Raw genomic sequence first — 17,229 nt, forward strand, 5'->3', positions numbered from 1 at the left:
CCCCGCCGTATCGCTAATCGGGGATAGTAGCTTGCAGATTCGGAATGAGGCGGCCATCGGCGCCGCGGCCAGCGAGGACACAAAAGCCGGCGGGCCGCTACTTATCGAAGAGAACCCGGTAAAGGAAAAGCTGGCGAAGCTGATGACCGATTATTTCGGCCCTCATTATGTCGCCAAGGACGCTAAGACGCTCACCGAATCGCTTGCGGCTGGCGGTCATATCTCGCCGCGCTTCAACCGGCGCGGAACCGAGTTCCTGATCGTCACCAAAGGCTCCGCCACCATCAACCAGCTTGAGGTGAGCGAAGGCAGCGTGGTTCGGATCGATGCGGGCGAGATCGTGGAGATTTCAAGCCGCGAAGGCTGCGAGATCACGTCGCAGGTTTTCCCCTACCACAAGAAGCTGGCCCATCAGCCCTACGCCCAGCCGAGCGACCCCGCCCTGCTTAAGCGGTTGAAGGACAAGAAGGTCAGCATCGTCATCATCGCTCAGGATATTCAATATCATATCTGCCACGCGATAAGCTCCTGCCTGACGCAAACCTATCCGAACCTCCAGATCATCGTCGTCAATGACAATTCCGAGGACGAGACGGGAAGCCGAGCCGAGACAATGGCGCGGTTCGATCCGCGCATTGAGGTGCATCATGTCGACCTCGGCATGAATGGCTCGCGCCGCTATGGCCTCCAGCAGGCCAAGGGCGACTTCTGCGTCATGATCGATGGCGACGACTGGCTGAACCGGGATGCCGTCGAGAAGCTGCTGACGACCGCGCAGAACCTCAACAGCGAATTGGTGCTGTTCGGCTTCGACCACTATAACGACAAGACTCGCGAGGCGTGGAACCCGGTATATCCTTCCTACGAGCCGAAAGCGGACGTGCTACTCCCCAAGCCGGTCGAGGATCAGGACGCCCGCGAAACCGCGCGGCTCAACCACACCGTCTGGATGAATTTCTTCTCGCTCAAGCTGCGCCCGACTGCGCTAAATGCCATGCGCCATGTCTATCAGTATGAGGATCTGCCGTTCTCGCTGTCGCTGATGCAGCATGCCAAGAACCCGGCGGTCTGCAACCTGATCCTGCACCACTATCGCCGCGAGCGGACCGGGCAGTCCACCGAGAAGTGGTGGCAGGTCCTTCCGTCGCAGAAGCAGGCATGCCTCAAACTGTCGATCGAACACGCCCTCAAGCAGTTCGATGGCGCGAGCGCCGATTATTATCGCCTCGTCCTGCTCTACAAGATAGACCAGATCATCAATTATGAGCTGGGGATGCCGCAGAGCCATGACGAGCTTCATGCCTGGCGGTTGCTGCTGACCGATCTGTTCTCGCTGTTCCCGGAGGAACTGCATGAACGACTTGTCGAGCCGGGCATCCGATACGAGTTCCGCAAGGCCCACCCGAAGCAGAAGAAACACTCATGATCCAGAGCAAGGATATCAGCGTCGTCGTCCAGGGGCCGATCGAATGGGCGAACGATCGCGCGCACGGAACGGGCATCACGGTCGCTCTGTCGCGGCAGATCCGCAAACTGCTGCCGGATGCGGAAATCATCCTTTCAACATGGGAGGGGCAGAAGATCGATGCGGTCGAGCATGACAAGCTGATCGAGAACGAAGACCCCGGCGCGCAAGGTGTCTGGCCGAGCTTCGTCCCCAGCAACGTCAACCGGCAGATCGTCTGCACCGTCGCCGGCCTTAAGGCTGCAACACGGAAATATGCGCTGAAAATCCGCACAGACATGGTGTTGGAAGGTACGGACTTCCTCGAAATTTTCGAGAATGCAAAGCCTCTGAAAGCTGACAAGCGCAACGTCTTCACTCGGCCTGTGCTGACCAACAATTTCTCGTCGCGCAACACCGCCTCGATCCTGGAGCGCCTGCCGAACCACCCGCTACCGTTTCACCCGTCCGATCACGTCAGCTTTGGACTGCTGGAGGATGTGCTGTTCCTCTGGGACGTTCCGCTTCAGGATGACGACGACGCCTTATATTTCATGGACCATTCGCAGCCCAACCGCTTTCGGTTCAGCGAATTTTCGCGCCTGACACCTGAGCAATATATCTTCACGACCGCGCTGTCGAAGAAGGTGCCGATCGATATCGAGCATTATGCCGACATGCGCAAAGAGGTGATCGCGCTGTCGGAATTTTACATGACCACGCACATCATTTCCGTGCCTGACCGCAAGTTCGCGCTGAATTTCCCGAAATATCACACCGACCACCATTTCCATTTCGAATGGATGCGGCGGAATCCCGATGCGAAGCTGCTGGAAACCTATCAGAGCCTTCCCGGAGAACCTGCGCCCCGGAGCAAGCTGCCGAAGCCGCTGCGGGTCGTGACCTATCCGTTCCGCAAGCCCAAGAAGTTCAAGGAGCGGGTGGCGCGGTTTTTCGCGTCTTAAGTGGCGGCGGCCAGCTTCGCCTGCAGGCGAGCGTGGCCTTCGTCGTTGTCAGCCTGGATATCGGCCAGGGCCTCTTTCGCGACGGCCTGGTCATCGGCGTTCAACATGGCGATGGCGGCCTCGTAGAGCGCGATGAACTCGGGCGCGCGAGCGACGATCGGGCCGATAATCTGCAGCAGGTTGAGCGCGGTGGTGACGTTCATGGATCAGGCTCCCGTCTTACCGGTGAGGGTGAGGAGATCGGCGACAGCGGCGCGGGCAGTGGTCAGAGCGCTCGCGTAGCTGGCCGCGTTCCCGGCGGCATATGCCTTCCGAACGATCCCCAGCGCGGCATAGGCTTTCGCGTCCAGGGTGGCGATCTTGGCGGCGGTCGCGCCACGGATCAGCCCAGCATCGACGCCCGTCTCGATCGCGATGCGGGCCGCCTTATAGGCCAGCTCCGCCGCGAGCGCGCCTTGCTCGTCGAGCGTCGTCTTGTCGGCCACAGCGCCAGGCGCGGGCGGGATCGTGTTGACCGGCGTGCAGCCGGGCAGGGCGCAGAGCAGCGCCAGCGGGATCAGGCGGATCATGTTATGTCCTCGTCGAAGGTGCAGCCGAAGAAGCTGATGAGATAGGGGAGCCAGAAGAAGATCATGGTTTGGGCTCCGGCGCTGGGGGATCGACAGCAGGCGCATTGGCTAGGCTCTGCCCCATCCGATCGAGGCTGCGCTGGGTCCAGCGTTCCTTGATGGCTGACACGATCGCCATGAGGATCGCGGTGTACGCCGACGCCTCGCCCGCATGGTTCGCCTCGATCGCGCCGTGCATCACATAGAGGACACCCGCGGCGATGACCGTCAGCAGCAGGATTTCGCTGAAATGATCCGTGGGCGGCTTGATGGTGATGAGGGGACGGTTCATCGCGCCCATGCTCCGGTTTTCTTGTTCAGCCATTTCAGGAACTGGCCGACCGTCTTGCCTTGCAGGATCGACGGATTCGCCTTGGCCGCCGCGGCGCCCGCGATCAGATCGGCGCGCGCATCCACGTCAGCCCCGATTACCTGCGCGGCGGTGAGCGGCCCGAAGAAGTGTGCGGCATAGAGTGACGCCTTGTTGATCGGGATGCCCTTGGCGCGCAGATATGCCGCATTCTTCGCGGTGAACGTCTTGGCGCGGGCGGTCTGCTCCTCGATCGAAGGCTTCAGGCCGCCGAACGCCTGCTGGGGATCGGCGCCCCACTGACCACCTTCACCCAACCATGTCGATCTGATGAACTGGTAGAGGCCAGACCCGGTGGAGGTTGCGGCCTTGATATAGGGCCGGTCGCCACTCTCGATCTTCGACAGCATAGGCCAATAGTCGTCCGGAATGTCGCTGGCGGGCGCCGCCTTCGCTGGGGCCAGCTTGTCGAGCATGGCCAGCGTGTCTTTGCCCGCCCAGCCATCGACCGGGGTGATTCCGGTCCGCTCTTGGAACAGGCGCACGAAATCGTCATCGCTGATCGTGGTCATCATTCGCCTCCCTTGCTCAGCGGCTTAGGAGTAAGCCCCCGCGTCGTTTTCCCCAGAGTGTCCACGGTCGGCAATGACACCGCCATCTGCGTGCCACCCACGATCGCCGCGCAGACGTTCGCCAGCTCGTGAGCCGCGAGACGCACCGCCCTGATGGCGTCGATCTTCTCCTGCTGCGTCGGCGCGCCCGTCATTTTCCAATCCTCTGCTCCAGGTGCTGGATCGTGACGGTGAGCGCCGACAGTGCGGCGGCAAGAGCGCGGTCGCTTTCGGTGCGCTCCTTCTCATTCTGCTGCCGCGCGTCGGTGATCCGGGTTTCACGCCAGACCAAATAGGCGATCATCAGACCGAGCGGCCCAAACTGGCCGAACGTCGTCCACATCTCAGCCGTCACGTCGACCCCCGACCCTTGGCGTTCTCGCCGTTGTGATTTTATGATGGCGCATCAGAACGGCCCCCGCGAAAGCTCGCGATATTGCGAGCCATCAGCCGAGCAACGCAGCCGGATCGAGCCATCAACGCCAGGCGCAAATGCGGAGCCGAGGCGGAAATTCGATCCGGTCAGCGAATAGCCAGATGCAGGGAATACCGGCTCGATGATCTTGCCGGGGATGCGCGGATAGAAGTCGCCGATCGCGCCAACGGTCCCGAGTGTCCCGGTCATGGCCTGACTTGCTGCTGTCTGCGATGTGTCCACGATGTATGTGCCGGTGAGGCCCTTGCCGGTCAGTTTCCCAATGACCTTTGTGCCGACCGTGACACCACTGCCCGCGATGACACTCCCCACCGCGATCCGACCGCCAGATGTGGCAGTGACAGTGAGCGTCGTTCCCGAAATGGAACCGGTGAAGCTCGCGGTAATCTGCCCGACCTCGAAGGTTTCCCTGTGATCCGGCACGATCACAAGACCCGCATCGTCGCGCGTCGTGCGGAACGGCACCACATTGACCAGCCGCATGTTGCCGTCTGCGCGCGATGTGCCAGTCAGGATCGGCTCGCCAAAACCGCAGTTAATTTCGAACGTCGAACTGACCTGTGGGTTATAGAAGATGCTGAATGGCACCTTGGCGGAATAGGCCGCGTCCGGGCTGTTGAAGATGATCCCGCCATCGAAATAGGATCGCAGCGCGCCCATGAAGACGACGTTCTCGGCACTGCAATTGATGCAGACGTTGCAGAGATAGATATGCGCGCCGAAGATGAGTGTGGCGCCGTAGATATCCCCGCCCAACACCGCCCCCGTGCCCTTGGCGCTGACCGTGATACCGACGAACTGCGGTTCGGCGACGATATGCGCGGGCGAAGCGGACACGCAGTAGATGCCGACGCTGTTGGGGTCGAGAGGGCGTTCGGTGCCCGCATTGTGGGGGCCGTCAGACCAGCACGCAACGAATTTGTAACTACCAGGGCAGGCAACATGGAAACCGACATTGAAGCCATATTCGAAGCAGTTGAACAGCGTTGGTCCGCCATTGAACTCGCCGCCTAGATAGAATCCGGCGCCGCTGCGCAACGTGAGCGCGCTAGTCGGCCCAACGTCGCCTTGCAGCACGCCATAACAATGCACCGACGAATAGGTGTTCTTGTCGTAACTCGTTTCCTGACGAGGCCCATTTAGGCAGTCGATCAGAACATCGGCCCAGATGATGCGAGCGGTCCCGGTCGACAACGCGGCAAATTCGAAGCCGAGGATAGAGCAGTCGCGGATCGCCACCGCATCCGTCGTTCCGGTCAGGATCGCGGTGCCCTCGAAATCATCCGGATCGGCCGTGCCGTCGGTCGGCGTTCCTTCGCGAAGGATATAGCAGCTTTGCAGGCATCCGGCGCCCTCATGCGTGATGCTCGCCCCACTGCCAAGGATCAGCTTGGGAACGACCGCGAGAGCCTCGTAGAAGCCGGCCCGGCCAGCGAATGGGTTCCCAGGATCAGCGCGCCCCGTTGGGCCCTGCAGGGTTACGTTGCGGCGAAGATTGATGCCATCGGCAAACGTGTAGGAATCGCCGGAATGGCCGTATTTGACGGTGCCACCGCCCAACGCCGAAACGAAGTCGATCGCCTCTTGGACCTTTGCCGCCTTGTCCAAGACGATCACGCTATTAGCGAGCCAAGGCGCGTCCTCGACGTGAACCTCGCGCTTCAGCTTGTCGACAATCGATCCCTCGTCGGCGATGTCGTCATGCGAGAAGTTGATCGGACCAGCCCCGATTTTCTCCCGGATCAGCTCTTGCTCTGGGCCACTGTCGCTGATCGTCTCAGCATCGACCGAACCGGCGCCCAAAGGCCCGCTCGCCAAGCCACGCGGCCCGCGCGCGCCGGACACACGAATGCGGACACCGCCACTGGATGAAATCACCGTCATATGGTCACACCTGGAATGAGATGGATCTGGCCGCGCGTTTCGACGATCACAATGTTGTCGGCATCGAATGCGATGAAGTCATAGGCCAGCTTGACGATCTCCATCGCGCCAGGCACCGCCGCGAAGTCCGCGCCGCGCAGGCGCACATTGAAGAAGCCCTGCGCGTCGTCTCGTCCGCTAATCAGCGCGGAGGCGATGGCCGCACCGCCGGCTCCCGCGACGGCGCGAACCTGAAGCCGCAACGTCCATCCGGTGATATCGATCGGACTGCCGGCGTCGTCCTCAAGCGTCCATCCCTTGAAGTAGTTGCCGTTGCGCGGAACCTCGATGTCCATCTCAGCCGGCATCGCTGAAATCCTCCACGAAGGAGATCGACACGCCAGCTGATCTGCCGAAAGACACATCGGGCGCAAGGTTCTGTCCCATGACCGCCCTGCACTGGACGACTGGCCATTCGAAGTTGATGGCCGCGCCAGAAGGAATTGCCTCCCTAGTGGGCGGGGATATGACGCACTCTGCGACTTGCCCTGTCCGCGAGACGACCCGCTCCACAATATGCCCACGGCGGCCGACGCTGAACTTCTCGCCACCTTCCAGACGCGCACCCTGCGTCACGTTAACGCTGAGCGTGGTGGCGCGCATGCCTGCTGGCGCGGCAGTCTCGGCATTGATGTACGGCGCGGCATAAGCGACTGATGTTGGGAAATGATCGTCATCCGCCACAAGCCGCGAAGGCCGAGCGATCCCTCCGCCAGCGATTGGGCGTGGGGCGGTCGGTAGGGAGAGAAGAGGGACGAGGATCACTCGGGCGCCACCGGCAAGATATGCCACCCAGCTTTCCCATAGCCGCAGCATCGAAGGGCCGCGCAGGTCGATATTGCCGTGCGTGACGGACCACCGACCTCCGCCATCGGTTTGAATTGTGGTCTCGTCATCGTTCAGGTTCGCGCCGCCGGACACGACCTGCGGAACCGGCATCGCGGTTACCAGCTTCGGATTGAAGCGATGCGACGGGAAGATGAACATGCCGCAGGATTGGCGCGGACGCCTCTTCTGCTCTACGGACGCCAGCCCTACATTACCCTGTAACCAAACTCGAACCAGTGTGCGCGGCCAGCAGCCGCTATGGCCTGGATCTGCACCTCGATCGTCGTGCCATTACCGATGCCCACGCCGCCCTGGAAGTTGCCGCCGAAGCCCGTTCCGATGACGCCACCAGCATGCTCGCCGGCCGTCATGGTGGTTGCGATAGGCAGCGTCATGGTGAAGCGCGACAAGGTGGCCGCCGCCGTCGCGGTCATGTCGATTCGGCCATGTACCGTCACTTTGTTGCCGACGCGCATCCATGTACACTCATAGGCGGTCAGCGCGGAGACGTTTGCAACCGCAGTCAGGGTTGGTGTGTAATTCCCTGACGCAAGTGCAGGGATCGTGTTTTCCGATACGATGGTTACGCGACCATATGCGTCGACCGTGATGGTGGGCACCTTCAACGCGGATCCATAGGAGCCAGATGTGACCCCGCTGGTGGCGAGCGATAGCGTGCGGTCCGTCGAAAGATTGCCACCGCCCACCAAGCCGGTGCCGGTCGATATTGAGCGTGACGTCGCCACACCGCCGAGATTGGATAGGGCGGCCGCTGCGCTGGTCGCGCCAGTGCCACCATTTGCAATGGCTAGGGTGCCGCCTAGTGTAATGGTTCCAGAACCGGTGATCGGACCGCCTGTGAACGACAGCCCAGTCGTGCCGCCTGACGCTCCGACGCTTGTAACTGTTCCGGTCGTGGACGACGTACCCGCTCCAATTGCCGTGCGGAACGCTGCGGCATCTAGCGCCGAAATGCTGCTGTCAGCATTGACCCGCAGAAATCGAACTGCATCGGGGTTAGCAAGGGTCAGCAGCGATCGGCCGACAGTTGTCGAGCTTATAATATCTGTCGGTGAAACAACGGCGTAAGGGAGATCTGTCCAAGCGTCCGCGCCATTGCCGTATTTCCGCTTGCCGGTGTCCGTCTCCAGCGCGGGCTCGCCAGGGCCAAGCGTGGGATTGACGCTTGTCCAATTCGCCGCCGTGTCGCGGCGGAGCTGAAAACGAACCGTAGGCATCAGGCCTCCGTCTCGGCGTCGCCGCCGTCATAGATTATGTCTCCAGCTTCCGTCGTAGCGGTTGCCGTCTCAGACCAGTCAGAGGTGCGGCCATCGCCAACCCCGTACGCGACCTGAACGTCGATCGCGGCGCCCGCGGGGACAATCGGGGTTATCAGGACGATAGGGTCGCCGGCATCCGTGTCCGTCGCCGTATTCTCCGACCAGATTGCGTCGGTACTGATCTTCCAACGGATATACCAGGTTAGGTCAGGGCGGATTGGCCCGCTCACGCTTACCGTGATCTGCGCCCCATAGTCGTATGTGTTCGGGGTAGCGGAGAGGATGGAAGGGGGGTCGAGAGGTTCCGGCGCTACACGATCACCAAGCGCCGCCGGCTCGCCTTCTTCGGTGGCTGGGTTCCAGGAATCGATGGCGGGCAATGCCTGCACCCATGAAAAGGTTATGCCGCCAGTGGTCATGTTCCGCGTGACCGCAGTTATCTCGACCGGCCCGCTGTAGAAGGTCGCCCCGGATTCCGTCAGATCGAGGCTGATGTAACGATGGCCCCTGGCGATACGACCCGCGACATTCGTTGTCACCGTCCCGCGAAACAGCGCATTCGTGCGGGCCATGCGGCGCTTTGCGAGGCGGCGAACCTGACCCCATGACGGGACTTGCGGGTCGAGACTGTCGCTGAGGATCTGACCGCGCTCGGCAATGTCGTCTTCGTCGCGCCACGCATCACATTCGACGCTGTTATAGTCGTGAGCCGCACTGATGTAGGAGCATATGATCTCGTTGACAGCCTCATCGTCATCGACGCCCACGCCCTGCCATTCGAAAGCGACGATATGCTCCGGCCCGATCGTGACGCTGGGCGCCATGTATTTGCCCGCAAAAATCACTAGCGCGCCGTCGCTGCGCGGGGCCATCCAGCCGTCGCAGGAGGCGAGCAGTGCCGCTGTCACGTCACCATGCTTGTCAGTGTGCTTGTGAGCCAACCAGGATCGCCAGCGGGCTTCAGTGCCGCCTGCCTTTAGCGCAACAGGTTCATCGCAAACATCGGCCGCAGCGCGCCAATATTCGATCGTCGGCGCTATCTTGGTCGAATAATCGATGCCTTCACGCACCATCTTATAGTGCATGAGCTGTCGAACGGGGTTCTCAGTCCATGTCCACAGCGCCTCGTTGGTCGGATCGGCAGAATGCGGGTCCGGGCATCTCTGCCACTTCGCCACCATCGAGGGCACCGGCGCGCCATTTGGGTAGATATCGAGGAAGTCCTCAGACTTCACCGGCGCACAGAACAGGCTGATCAGGACCACGCCATCGCCGCGGTGATTGGCCGTCCAGATGCCGGGCAAGAGGGACATCGCAACGGTGTTGGCTGGACCAGGAGTGCTGCCGTCCGTGTAGTAGAGGCTCACTTTGTTCTCGCCGTAACGACCATCCTCCCCGGCGTTCACGAAATCGCCAGACAAGGTAATCCTGTCATCAGCGAGATAAAAACCGAGGACTTCGGTCAGCCTGCCGTCATGGATGGCGTGGACATCGACCGCCGTGCCGTTTCCCGATGTTTCATAAAGGACATAGGCACCATAAAGGCGGCTGATCCCATATGCGCTGACGCGGGGCGGGCGTGGAATCTTGATAGCAGTCGTCGCTGTGTCCGGCTTCGGCATTGATGGGCCGAGACCGAGTAGGCCGCCCAAGCTCTGGACGCCTGCAACGGTCAGGCCTAGGGTTAGGGCCTGTACCGCCGTAACGGCCACGCCATAGGCCGCGAAGGTGCCGCCAAGGGCACCGACGATCGCGCCGCTGATAGCCTGACCAACGCCGGGGATGACGTTGATCGCAACGGCTGCGCCGATCGTCAAAATTGCGCCTAATGTTTTACCCACATACCGACCAAGCCGCCGAAACAGCCTCGATCTCTACGGACGCCACGGCCAGCCCGCGGTCTGCCACCATCGCCCAGCGCTTGCCGGTGAAGATCGCGCCTGCTTCCATGCCGCCGACCCGCAGCACGCCGATGTCGCCGATTCGCACATCTCCACGCCGCTCCGGGATGCCTGCATTTTCCATCCCGCAGCGGAATAACTGGGTTAGGCTCCCAGCGTCCTCGATGAAGCGTGCGGCGCCCTCTTCCGTGTCATAGGCTCCGCGCCAGTGCGCCATCGGATCAGGCCATCCGTTCAAGATCGCCCATTCCGCAGGCATAGCGCAGCAGTCCCACTTGCCAGGTACACGGCGACGGTTGCCCATCTCGCGGAGAAAGGTTCCGAGTTCGATCATTTCGGACCGAACCGCCGCGATGTGCCCGCATTGATGCCTGCGACATGGCTGAAGATGGCATCGGTTGGAGACCGGCGGCGCTGATCGGCATCCGTGAAGAAGGCGTTTTTGGCGCGTGCCCTGGTTGTGTCGCCCTGCACGATGGTCAGCGTGATCGAGCGCGTTACCTGATCGCCCTGCTTGGTCGGGCGGCTGATCTTCAGCGACCGCGCCTCGAAGACCGCCTCCCATTCGACGCTCTCGACCTGCCATGCCTCATCGAATTGGACGGTTCCGATGTCGACGCGAGCACCCTTGACCGACGGGGCATCCTCCAACGCCAGGCGCATTGTCTCCTCGCTGACGCCCGACAGGGTGAAATCGAGGCGCTCGGCCGTGCCGTTGATCAGCTGCTGGAAATCCGGGACGCTCACCAGCTCGGCACCGCCCAGCGCGATCGTGGGAGAAGGGATCACCGTATCGGCGGGCAACGGGAGAGGCCCATAGCCTGACCAAAGGAGTGCAGGCGGGTCGCAGTCGATGCGCGCAACGATGCTCTCGCGGTAGATCGCCATCAGGTGCCGTCCCGCTGGAAGCTCGCCAGGCGCGCAGGCAGGTTCTTGTTGATAGCCTGCCCCATGGAGGCCGCCGCCTGCACCGCCCCTTGATTGGCCTTCGCAAGGATCATCCGGGCGAACTCGTCGTTCATGACCGCGCCGCGGGCGTCGACCTGGATGATGGGCTGGACGACCTGCGCGCCGGAGCGCCCGCCGAGCGCCTTGGAGCCGACAGATAGCGTTTCGCCTCGGCTGACATTGGCGAAGGGCCGCCCATTCAGCGACAGGACATTGGTGTCGGTGCCGCCGCGCCCGCCGATGACACCGGAGCCGCCTCCCGCAAAGCCCAGAACCGCACCAATCCCGCCGATTAAGCCGCCGATGCCGCCGCCACCGCCGCTATTGGCGAGCGCCTCAGCGATGGGGCGCATGATGTTCTGCTGGATGAAGATGTCGAGGATGCCGGCGAGGAAAGGGTCTTTGATCCCGAGGCGCTTCGTGATCGCGTCCCTGATGCCATCCTGCACATAGTCGAGTTCCTGCACGACCAGATCCTCGACCTGATCCTGCGTGCTGGTATCGTTGCCCCTGCGCAGATACCGGTCAAGCGGACCCTCAAACTGCCGATTAACGCCCGCCACTTCCGCCTGCTGAATTTGGCCGAGCGTCGCAAGCCGAGCCTGCGCCACTTTCTTCTGCGCGTCAGTCGCATCCTTGCTGGCAATGACCGCCTCAAGCTCGGCTTTCTCCTGCTGATAGGCAAGGTCGAGCAAGCGCAGTTCGAGGTCGCGGCGCTGTTCGCGCGTATCGGTCAAATCGCTCTGCGCCCGCAGCAGATCCTGTTGATTGCGCAGATCGCCCAGGCGGATACCGAGCGCGTCCTTCGCCGCCTGCACGTCGCGCTCATAGATGACCTTGCCAGCCTCCAGTGCGGCGACCGTCTCGGTCAGGGCGATGATCTTCTTCTTCTGCTCAGGGGTGTAGCGCTTCTCCTGATCCACATCCTTGATGGCGGCCTGCTTCGACGCCTCGATCCGGTTAAGCTCTACCTGCGCCCGATCAGCGGCGTTGGTTAGCTCATCACCCTTGAGGCGAAGGATTTGGTCGTTGAGGGACGCTTCTTCGCGCGCGAAAGCCTCGGGGCTTAGCGGCGACTTCGGCGTGCGGGTTTTCTTGCCGCTGGATGAGGATGGTGTGCTGGTTGGCTTTCCGCGCCCCGCTCCGGGCGTTCCCGGCAGCGGATTGCCCATCAGGTCGTAACCGCCGATCATGTTGCGGAAGCGGTCTTCTGCGCGCTTTCCTTGCGAAGATGCCATCGACTGGTTGAAGGCCTTCAGGAACTGCCCGGCGCGATCCGCCTCCTTCGCCAGCGGCGTTATGGAAAACTCGCGGCCGCCCCCGCCAGCACGCCGTTGGGCTTCGTTGATAGTGGACTTGATACCGTTATCCACGCGGCGGCCGAAATTATCGATACGGATGAGGAAATTATCCGCATTGTCGATGAGCCGGAGGATGTTCGCGATGTTGTCGCGGGCATAATTCGCCCGCTGCTCGATGCTACCGAAGGCGTTGAACGCGGCATCGATGAGAGGCTGGAACACGTCTGTCAGGCCGGCGAACGTGGCGCGAATTTCCGCACCGGTGTCGAAGGCCTGCTGCTCCAAGTCCGAGAAGCCGTCAGCGCCCTCGCCGAAGAAGCTCGCGATCATGGAGGAGAACTCACCACCCTGATCGAAAGCCGAGAAGGTCGTCAGCGCCGCGTTATAGACGCGTGTCATCGCATCATCGAACGTGACCGGCATCTGGTTGAACTCTGCGTCGATGCCCGCGGTGAACTTGGTGTCGGTAAGGGCCTTCAGCAGCTTGTCGGAGGTCAGCTTTCCTTCCTCGCCCAACTGCTTGATCTGGCCGATTGGCTGACCCATGCTTTCGGCGAGCAGTCGGGCAAGGCGAGGGGAGGCCTCCAGAATGCTGTTGAGCTCGTCGCCGCGCAATGCGCCGGCCGCCAGGGCCTGACCGAACTGCAGGGTGGCCGAAGCAGCCTGATTGGCATCGGCACCGCTGATCTTCAGCGTCTTGGAAAAGGTTTCGGTCGCGCGAGCGGCCTCCGCCTGGGTCGCGCCGAGCTCCTTCGCGCCACGCACGAAATTGCCATAGAGCGATGCCGTTTCCGACAAGCCAGATCGCGTCTCGTCGGCAATCCGCTGCACATCCTTCTGCGCCTGCCCGAAGGAACCGAAACCAGCGGTGGCAAGGCGTAGCTGCGCCTCCAGCTTCTTGGCCTCGTCCGCGATCGTCAGGAAGGAGCGGGCAAGAGCTACAGCCGAGACCCCCGCCAGCGCGCCCGTGATGCCACTCATGGCCCGCGATACGATGCGCTCCGTCGCTCCTGCGCTCTTTTGGATGCCGCCCATCGCCTTATCGAACTTGGCCTCGGCCCGAGCAACATTGGCTTCATATCGATCAAGCCGAGCCTCAAGCTCGACAACAACGCGATCAGCGGTGACAGCCATCAGTGGATTTTCCCGATGCCAGCGCGCTCCATGCGCAGGAACATAGAGGTCACATCATCAGCGGAGGGTGGCGCTTCCTCGCCTTCTTCGTTCGCTAGATTGTGATGGTGCAGCAGCGCGGTATATTCCGGCATAGTGACGGCCTCCGCATCCCTCAGCCCGAAGCCGATGGTTCGGAGGTTGTGGAGGACGACGCCCCAGTCGATCCGTTCTGGTTCTTGAGCTTCACCGGGGCTTTTTTTTTAGCCTGCTGTGCGGGCGTGTAGCCGACATAGAGCGCGGTGATGATCGCCTGCGCGGTGATGTGGTGATCCGCGAGCGCGTGGCCATCGACATAGTTCTCGATCAGGCTGTTCGCGCGCAGGGCCGTCACTTCGACAGGCGCGCCGTTCACCTCACCCTTGCCGCCGCCGATCAGCCCCTGCCGGATCGTCTCGACCACATCATGGATCGAGAAGCCGCCATGCAGCAGGCGGTGCTTGACCAGATCGATCGGGCCGGCCTTTGCCTCGATCTCGACTATCCGCTTGATCGGTAGCCGGAACAGGTAGCGGCCATCCGCAAAGGCAAGGTCGATCTCGGTTTGCATGGGGCAACGCTATGTGGGATGGTGCGCCATGCTCTACGGACGCCAGCAGGAGAGAGATTGTTGATCGCTGCCATATTGCTCGCCAGCGCCATAACGCTGCCGACTGACCGTTCCTATGTCCTGGCCGAAACGGACAAGCCGGCCACCGAAGCCGTTCAATGCGCGGAAGCATTCTTCGATAAGGGCGGTACCGCGACGATCGAGCAGCAGCCCTATGGCCAGCGCGTCGATTTTCGTTTCGGTAACCTGGGTGGCACGGTGAAGGAGCCCACCATGTCGTTTGAGGTGCATGAGGGGGAGAAACGGACGCTGTTGCTGTACGGATTCGGCGCGTATCGCGGCGCTACCAAGAATATCTGGAAGCAGATGTCGAAGAAGTGCTGGCCGGAGCTATTCGACGCCCCGCTGGTGAAGCCGAACTGAAAAGGGCGACCCGCAGGCCGCCCCTCAATCCGACGCGATGTGATCCGGTCAGGTATTGGCAACAAACGCCTTCGCCCCGGCCGCGCTGATCGTGATGCTGATGTTCACATATTCGCCGTTGGTGCCGGTGATGTTGAAGTCGGTGATGATGCCGGGCCCCTGGTAATAGCCATCGATCACTTCGCCGCCGGTAGGCTCATCGAACATGAAGCGATAGTTGGTGGCTTCCGAACTATCGAAGGCCGCCTGAACATCCGCGAGCAGAGGGCGATGCAGCAGGCCGGAGCCGCTGATCGTCCAGTCCGTGGCGCCCACATCGCGCACGGTGATCGGCGTGGCGTCCGGATCGGCGCAGTCCCAATCAACGGTGTCGCTGGTCGCGCGGGTCTGCTGGAAACCCTTGGTCGTGATGCCGCACATCGGCAAGAAGACTTCCGGCGTCGCGCCGTCGCCCATCATGATCGCGACGCGCGTCGATTTCAGTTTGTCCGTGTACGCCATTCCAAAAGCTCCCGCGAGGATTTGGTGGCAGGCTATGGGGCAGGGCGCGCCGTCTCTACGGACGCCAGCGGTTAGGATGCGGTAGCACGGACCCGCACAATGCCGTGGAAGGCGTCGGCTTCAGCGCCATCCTCCAGCACCTGCGTTTGCACGGCGTGGACGCCAAGGCTCTCGCCATCCCCGAGGGATATTGCGTCGATCCCGCTGACGATCCGGACGATATGCGCGTTGATGGTCGCGGCCTGGGCTTCAGGGTCCGGGACCGTGGCGGATAGCTTCGTGAAGCAGTGGATCATGCCAGACTGATCCGACCCGCTGCCACCGTCCAGTTCGGCGACCGTGCCAGTCAGCATCGGTACACGGATAAAAGGGAAAACGACGGCTGCTGGGGTCTTGCTGGGATAGATCCGCGCCGCCGGCACGAACGCGGTCAGCTCCCCGTCAGCCTTCAGGGCTGCTATAATCTTCCCGCGGACTGACAGGCTCGGGTCCATGGTTGTCATTGTCCGGCCCCGTCCACGAACGCAGGCTGAACGACGGCCCCCACATGGTGAGCATCGTTTCGTCCAGCCAGGCTTCCACCTGTTCCCATGTTGGCGTCTGAGGAGGGCGCTGCATCTGCCTTTGCTTTAGCACGCCGCTTCACTTCTGTCGCCCTGCCTTTCGCGATGGCGCGCTCGCCGACCTCCCGCTTCACCGTTCCTTCGTAACCAGCAGGGAAGTGCGTCACGGCTCGCGAAGGCCAGCGGTGATCATAGCCGGCGGTGAACTTGACCCTCATAGAGTTCCTCCGTTCGAGACGATCTTGACCGCAGCGGCGACGAGGCGCTGAGCCTTCGGACGGGTTTTCTCGGCTGCTGGCTGCATGAAAGGCCGGGCGGCGACGCGAGAGTTGCCAATCTCCAATGCGGCGGCATGGTCGGAATCCGCCACGCTGAGCGCCACAAGCTGGCTTTCTCGCTCGGTATGAATGGAGCGATCGAGATCGTGCGTATCGGCGTTCGGCGGTTCGCCTGGCGAGCTGGCAACGTGCCCTTTTCCGGAGACCGCCCCGTTGGTGACGGACAGGGCGGCCTCGACACTGAGATAATCGGCCGCCGCATAGATGGCCTTGCCGACCTCCGCACGCATCGCGGCGCCCCGGATGCGGTTCAGCCGCGCCTTGTGGGCCTTGGCTCCGGTGATCTTGACCATCAGTCCGCCTTCCGCCCCCGGCAAATCCAGTGCGATGCCGCGGCATCCCTCTCGGCGCTGGCGATCATCCACCGCTGCCCGCGCCCGGTGACCTGCATGTCGGTGGTCACTTCAACGCCCAGCCCGGCGGACAGGATGATGATCCGGACATCGCCGTCGACATAGCCGTCGCTCTGCCGCATCGCATAGGTCGCGCCGTCGATCTGGAGGCGGCAGGGTATGCCCTCGCCACCCTCATAGCCGGTGATGTTGCCCTCGGCGTCGAAGATCGGCTCCGTGCCGTCCCGGTGCAGTGTTCCGGGCAGGAATAGGCCACCGAACGCGGTCCCGAAGATTGCCTCTATGCCGCCGTCGAGCAAGCCCATCACCGCACCCAAGGCGGGAGGACGCCCGCGAAGCCGTTGAACCCGTCGCCGCTGACGACGCAGCCGGTGCCGGTCACGCGGGGGCCGCCGACGCAAGCCTTCAGCATCGGATAGAGCTGCTGCCCGTAGCTTGTCGTGCCCCAATCGCCCATGTCGGCAACGCTGGCGCTGTCGGCCTTCTCCAGTTCAAGCGTGCCGGACTTCAGCCGCTTGAACCCGCTCGCGCCTTGCGCCGCCATCTGGGCATCCGTGCCGGTGCCGATGCCCTGCTGGGTCAGATAGTGTGCGGTCGCCAGCATGCAGGCGAGGGCGGCATCATCGGCGAGGCACGCCTGGATCGGATCGACGATGCGCGCGGCGCGGGCCGACCAGAAGGCATATGCCTCGTCGCCCACCGCCACGAAGGCCGGGAAGATGCCGGTGAAGGTGTCTTTTGCGGGTGCCGAATAGGCCATCGGTGATCCTTAT

At 62.3% G+C, this 17,229-nt stretch carries 24 protein-coding genes; 3 read left to right on the forward strand and 21 right to left on the reverse strand.

What is annotated here, in order from left to right:
* The first annotated feature begins 31 nt into the window (after positions 1-31).
* The gene (locus ACFC3J_RS02455) at positions 32-1,426 is read left to right on the forward strand and encodes a glycosyltransferase (protein WP_375194628.1); all 1,395 of its coding nucleotides are present in this window, start codon (positions 32-34) and stop codon (positions 1,424-1,426) included.
* Positions 1,423-2,409: a WavE lipopolysaccharide synthesis family protein gene (locus ACFC3J_RS02460; RefSeq protein ID WP_375194629.1), complete on the forward strand. Its 987-nt coding sequence runs from the start codon at positions 1,423-1,425 to the stop codon at positions 2,407-2,409. Before ACFC3J_RS02455 ends, ACFC3J_RS02460 begins: the two co-directional genes overlap by 4 nt.
* Here ACFC3J_RS02460 and ACFC3J_RS02465 read toward each other — a convergent pair.
* From ACFC3J_RS02465 to ACFC3J_RS02540, 16 genes are all read right to left on the reverse strand, one after another.
* A complete protein-coding gene (locus tag ACFC3J_RS02465; protein WP_375194630.1) occupies positions 2,406-2,612 on the reverse strand; it encodes a hypothetical protein in 207 nt (68 codons plus the stop codon). The two genes, ACFC3J_RS02460 and ACFC3J_RS02465, sit on opposite strands and share 4 nt — an antisense overlap.
* Before the next feature lie 3 nt (positions 2,613-2,615).
* Entirely contained in the window at positions 2,616-2,978 is a 363-nt protein-coding gene (locus ACFC3J_RS02470; protein ID WP_375194631.1) for a hypothetical protein, read from the reverse strand.
* Between the two features lie 61 nt (positions 2,979-3,039).
* Complete coding sequence (locus ACFC3J_RS02475) at positions 3,040-3,309, reverse strand: hypothetical protein (RefSeq protein ID WP_375194632.1); 270 nt, start codon at positions 3,307-3,309, stop codon at positions 3,040-3,042.
* On the reverse strand, positions 3,306-3,902 hold the full coding sequence (locus tag ACFC3J_RS02480; protein ID WP_375194633.1) for a hypothetical protein: 597 nt from the start codon (positions 3,900-3,902) through the stop codon (positions 3,306-3,308). The genes ACFC3J_RS02475 and ACFC3J_RS02480 overlap by 4 nt, the downstream gene beginning before the upstream one ends.
* Positions 3,899-4,093, reverse strand: coding sequence for a hypothetical protein (locus ACFC3J_RS02485; protein WP_375194634.1), 195 nt, complete (start codon positions 4,091-4,093; stop codon positions 3,899-3,901). Before ACFC3J_RS02485 ends, ACFC3J_RS02480 begins: the two co-directional genes overlap by 4 nt.
* A complete protein-coding gene (locus tag ACFC3J_RS02490; RefSeq protein WP_375194635.1) occupies positions 4,090-4,293 on the reverse strand; it encodes a hypothetical protein in 204 nt (67 codons plus the stop codon). The genes ACFC3J_RS02485 and ACFC3J_RS02490 overlap by 4 nt, the downstream gene beginning before the upstream one ends.
* A 51-nt stretch (positions 4,294-4,344) precedes the next feature.
* Positions 4,345-6,258, reverse strand: coding sequence for a hypothetical protein (locus ACFC3J_RS02495; protein ID WP_375194636.1), 1,914 nt, complete (start codon positions 6,256-6,258; stop codon positions 4,345-4,347).
* Positions 6,255-6,593 carry a hypothetical protein gene (locus ACFC3J_RS02500; RefSeq protein ID WP_375194637.1) on the reverse strand — a complete coding sequence of 113 codons (339 nt, stop codon included), beginning with the start codon at positions 6,591-6,593 and terminating at the stop codon, positions 6,255-6,257. The genes ACFC3J_RS02495 and ACFC3J_RS02500 overlap by 4 nt, the downstream gene beginning before the upstream one ends.
* Position 6,594: 1 nt before the next feature.
* Entirely contained in the window at positions 6,595-7,284 is a 690-nt protein-coding gene (locus ACFC3J_RS02505; protein WP_375194638.1) for a hypothetical protein, read from the reverse strand.
* Between the two features lie 47 nt (positions 7,285-7,331).
* The gene (locus ACFC3J_RS02510) at positions 7,332-8,363 is read right to left on the reverse strand and encodes a hypothetical protein (RefSeq protein ID WP_375194639.1); all 1,032 of its coding nucleotides are present in this window, start codon (positions 8,361-8,363) and stop codon (positions 7,332-7,334) included.
* A complete protein-coding gene (locus ACFC3J_RS02515; protein ID WP_375194640.1) occupies positions 8,363-10,222 on the reverse strand; it encodes a hypothetical protein in 1,860 nt (619 codons plus the stop codon). The genes ACFC3J_RS02510 and ACFC3J_RS02515 overlap by 1 nt, the downstream gene beginning before the upstream one ends.
* Before the next feature lie 16 nt (positions 10,223-10,238).
* Positions 10,239-10,640, reverse strand: coding sequence for a hypothetical protein (locus tag ACFC3J_RS02520; protein WP_375194641.1), 402 nt, complete (start codon positions 10,638-10,640; stop codon positions 10,239-10,241).
* The gene (locus ACFC3J_RS02525) at positions 10,637-11,194 is read right to left on the reverse strand and encodes a hypothetical protein (protein ID WP_375194642.1); all 558 of its coding nucleotides are present in this window, start codon (positions 11,192-11,194) and stop codon (positions 10,637-10,639) included. The genes ACFC3J_RS02520 and ACFC3J_RS02525 overlap by 4 nt, the downstream gene beginning before the upstream one ends.
* The gene (locus tag ACFC3J_RS02530; protein ID WP_375194643.1) at positions 11,194-13,689 is read right to left on the reverse strand and encodes a tape measure protein; all 2,496 of its coding nucleotides are present in this window, start codon (positions 13,687-13,689) and stop codon (positions 11,194-11,196) included. The genes ACFC3J_RS02525 and ACFC3J_RS02530 overlap by 1 nt, the downstream gene beginning before the upstream one ends.
* The gene (locus ACFC3J_RS02535; protein WP_375194644.1) at positions 13,689-13,823 is read right to left on the reverse strand and encodes a hypothetical protein; all 135 of its coding nucleotides are present in this window, start codon (positions 13,821-13,823) and stop codon (positions 13,689-13,691) included. The genes ACFC3J_RS02530 and ACFC3J_RS02535 overlap by 1 nt, the downstream gene beginning before the upstream one ends.
* 20 nt (positions 13,824-13,843) lie before the next feature.
* Positions 13,844-14,278: a gene transfer agent family protein gene (locus ACFC3J_RS02540; RefSeq protein ID WP_375194645.1), complete on the reverse strand. Its 435-nt coding sequence runs from the start codon at positions 14,276-14,278 to the stop codon at positions 13,844-13,846.
* 57 nt (positions 14,279-14,335) lie between these two features.
* Between ACFC3J_RS02540 and ACFC3J_RS02545 the strand changes: the two genes are divergently transcribed.
* Positions 14,336-14,701, forward strand: coding sequence for a hypothetical protein (locus ACFC3J_RS02545; protein WP_375194646.1), 366 nt, complete (start codon positions 14,336-14,338; stop codon positions 14,699-14,701).
* A 48-nt stretch (positions 14,702-14,749) separates the two neighbouring features.
* Here ACFC3J_RS02545 and ACFC3J_RS02550 read toward each other — a convergent pair whose 3' ends face one another.
* From ACFC3J_RS02550 to ACFC3J_RS02570, 5 genes are all read right to left on the reverse strand, one after another.
* Complete coding sequence (locus tag ACFC3J_RS02550) at positions 14,750-15,202, reverse strand: phage tail tube protein (RefSeq protein WP_375194647.1); 453 nt, start codon at positions 15,200-15,202, stop codon at positions 14,750-14,752.
* 71 nt (positions 15,203-15,273) lie between these two features.
* Positions 15,274-15,705 (reverse strand): DUF3168 domain-containing protein, encoded by a 432-nt coding sequence (locus tag ACFC3J_RS02555; protein ID WP_375194648.1) that lies wholly within the window; start codon positions 15,703-15,705, stop codon positions 15,274-15,276.
* A 274-nt stretch (positions 15,706-15,979) separates the two neighbouring features.
* Positions 15,980-16,396 (reverse strand): HK97 gp10 family phage protein, encoded by a 417-nt coding sequence (locus ACFC3J_RS02560; RefSeq protein WP_375194649.1) that lies wholly within the window; start codon positions 16,394-16,396, stop codon positions 15,980-15,982.
* Complete coding sequence (locus ACFC3J_RS02565) at positions 16,396-16,761, reverse strand: hypothetical protein (RefSeq protein WP_375194650.1); 366 nt, start codon at positions 16,759-16,761, stop codon at positions 16,396-16,398. The genes ACFC3J_RS02560 and ACFC3J_RS02565 overlap by 1 nt, the downstream gene beginning before the upstream one ends.
* Positions 16,761-17,216, reverse strand: coding sequence for a DUF4054 domain-containing protein (locus ACFC3J_RS02570; RefSeq protein WP_375194651.1), 456 nt, complete (start codon positions 17,214-17,216; stop codon positions 16,761-16,763). The genes ACFC3J_RS02565 and ACFC3J_RS02570 overlap by 1 nt, the downstream gene beginning before the upstream one ends.
* Positions 17,217-17,229 lie beyond the last annotated feature (13 nt).

The organism is Sphingobium sp., from assembly GCF_041987595.1.
Lineage (GTDB): Bacteria > Pseudomonadota > Alphaproteobacteria > Sphingomonadales > Sphingomonadaceae > Sphingobium.

Bases quoted from the DNA above. Each gene is read 5' to 3' on its own strand.
- ACFC3J_RS02460 (WP_375194629.1), top strand. From the start codon at position 1,423: ATGATCCAGAGCAAGGATATCAGCGTCGTCGTCCAGGGGCCGATCGAA.
- ACFC3J_RS02465 (WP_375194630.1), bottom strand. From the start codon at position 2,612: ATGAACGTCACCACCGCGCTCAACCTGCTGCAGATTATCGGCCCGATC.
- ACFC3J_RS02470 (WP_375194631.1), bottom strand. From the start codon at position 2,978: ATGATCCGCCTGATCCCGCTGGCGCTGCTCTGCGCCCTGCCCGGCTGC.
- ACFC3J_RS02475 (WP_375194632.1), bottom strand. From the start codon at position 3,309: ATGAACCGTCCCCTCATCACCATCAAGCCGCCCACGGATCATTTCAGC.
- ACFC3J_RS02480 (WP_375194633.1), bottom strand. From the start codon at position 3,902: ATGATGACCACGATCAGCGATGACGATTTCGTGCGCCTGTTCCAAGAG.
- ACFC3J_RS02485 (WP_375194634.1), bottom strand. From the start codon at position 4,093: ATGACGGGCGCGCCGACGCAGCAGGAGAAGATCGACGCCATCAGGGCG.
- ACFC3J_RS02495 (WP_375194636.1), bottom strand. From the start codon at position 6,258: ATGACGGTGATTTCATCCAGTGGCGGTGTCCGCATTCGTGTGTCCGGC.
- ACFC3J_RS02500 (WP_375194637.1), bottom strand. From the start codon at position 6,593: ATGGACATCGAGGTTCCGCGCAACGGCAACTACTTCAAGGGATGGACG.
- ACFC3J_RS02505 (WP_375194638.1), bottom strand. From the start codon at position 7,284: ATGTTCATCTTCCCGTCGCATCGCTTCAATCCGAAGCTGGTAACCGCG.
- ACFC3J_RS02510 (WP_375194639.1), bottom strand. From the start codon at position 8,363: ATGCCTACGGTTCGTTTTCAGCTCCGCCGCGACACGGCGGCGAATTGG.
- ACFC3J_RS02520 (WP_375194641.1), bottom strand. From the start codon at position 10,640: ATGATCGAACTCGGAACCTTTCTCCGCGAGATGGGCAACCGTCGCCGT.
- ACFC3J_RS02525 (WP_375194642.1), bottom strand. From the start codon at position 11,194: ATGGCGATCTACCGCGAGAGCATCGTTGCGCGCATCGACTGCGACCCG.
- ACFC3J_RS02530 (WP_375194643.1), bottom strand. From the start codon at position 13,689: ATGGCTGTCACCGCTGATCGCGTTGTTGTCGAGCTTGAGGCTCGGCTT.
- ACFC3J_RS02535 (WP_375194644.1), bottom strand. From the start codon at position 13,823: ATGCCGGAATATACCGCGCTGCTGCACCATCACAATCTAGCGAACGAA.
- ACFC3J_RS02540 (WP_375194645.1), bottom strand. From the start codon at position 14,278: ATGCAAACCGAGATCGACCTTGCCTTTGCGGATGGCCGCTACCTGTTC.
- ACFC3J_RS02550 (WP_375194647.1), bottom strand. From the start codon at position 15,202: ATGGCGTACACGGACAAACTGAAATCGACGCGCGTCGCGATCATGATG.
- ACFC3J_RS02555 (WP_375194648.1), bottom strand. From the start codon at position 15,705: ATGACAACCATGGACCCGAGCCTGTCAGTCCGCGGGAAGATTATAGCA.
- ACFC3J_RS02560 (WP_375194649.1), bottom strand. From the start codon at position 16,396: ATGGTCAAGATCACCGGAGCCAAGGCCCACAAGGCGCGGCTGAACCGC.
- ACFC3J_RS02565 (WP_375194650.1), bottom strand. From the start codon at position 16,761: ATGGGCTTGCTCGACGGCGGCATAGAGGCAATCTTCGGGACCGCGTTC.
- ACFC3J_RS02570 (WP_375194651.1), bottom strand. From the start codon at position 17,216: ATGGCCTATTCGGCACCCGCAAAAGACACCTTCACCGGCATCTTCCCG.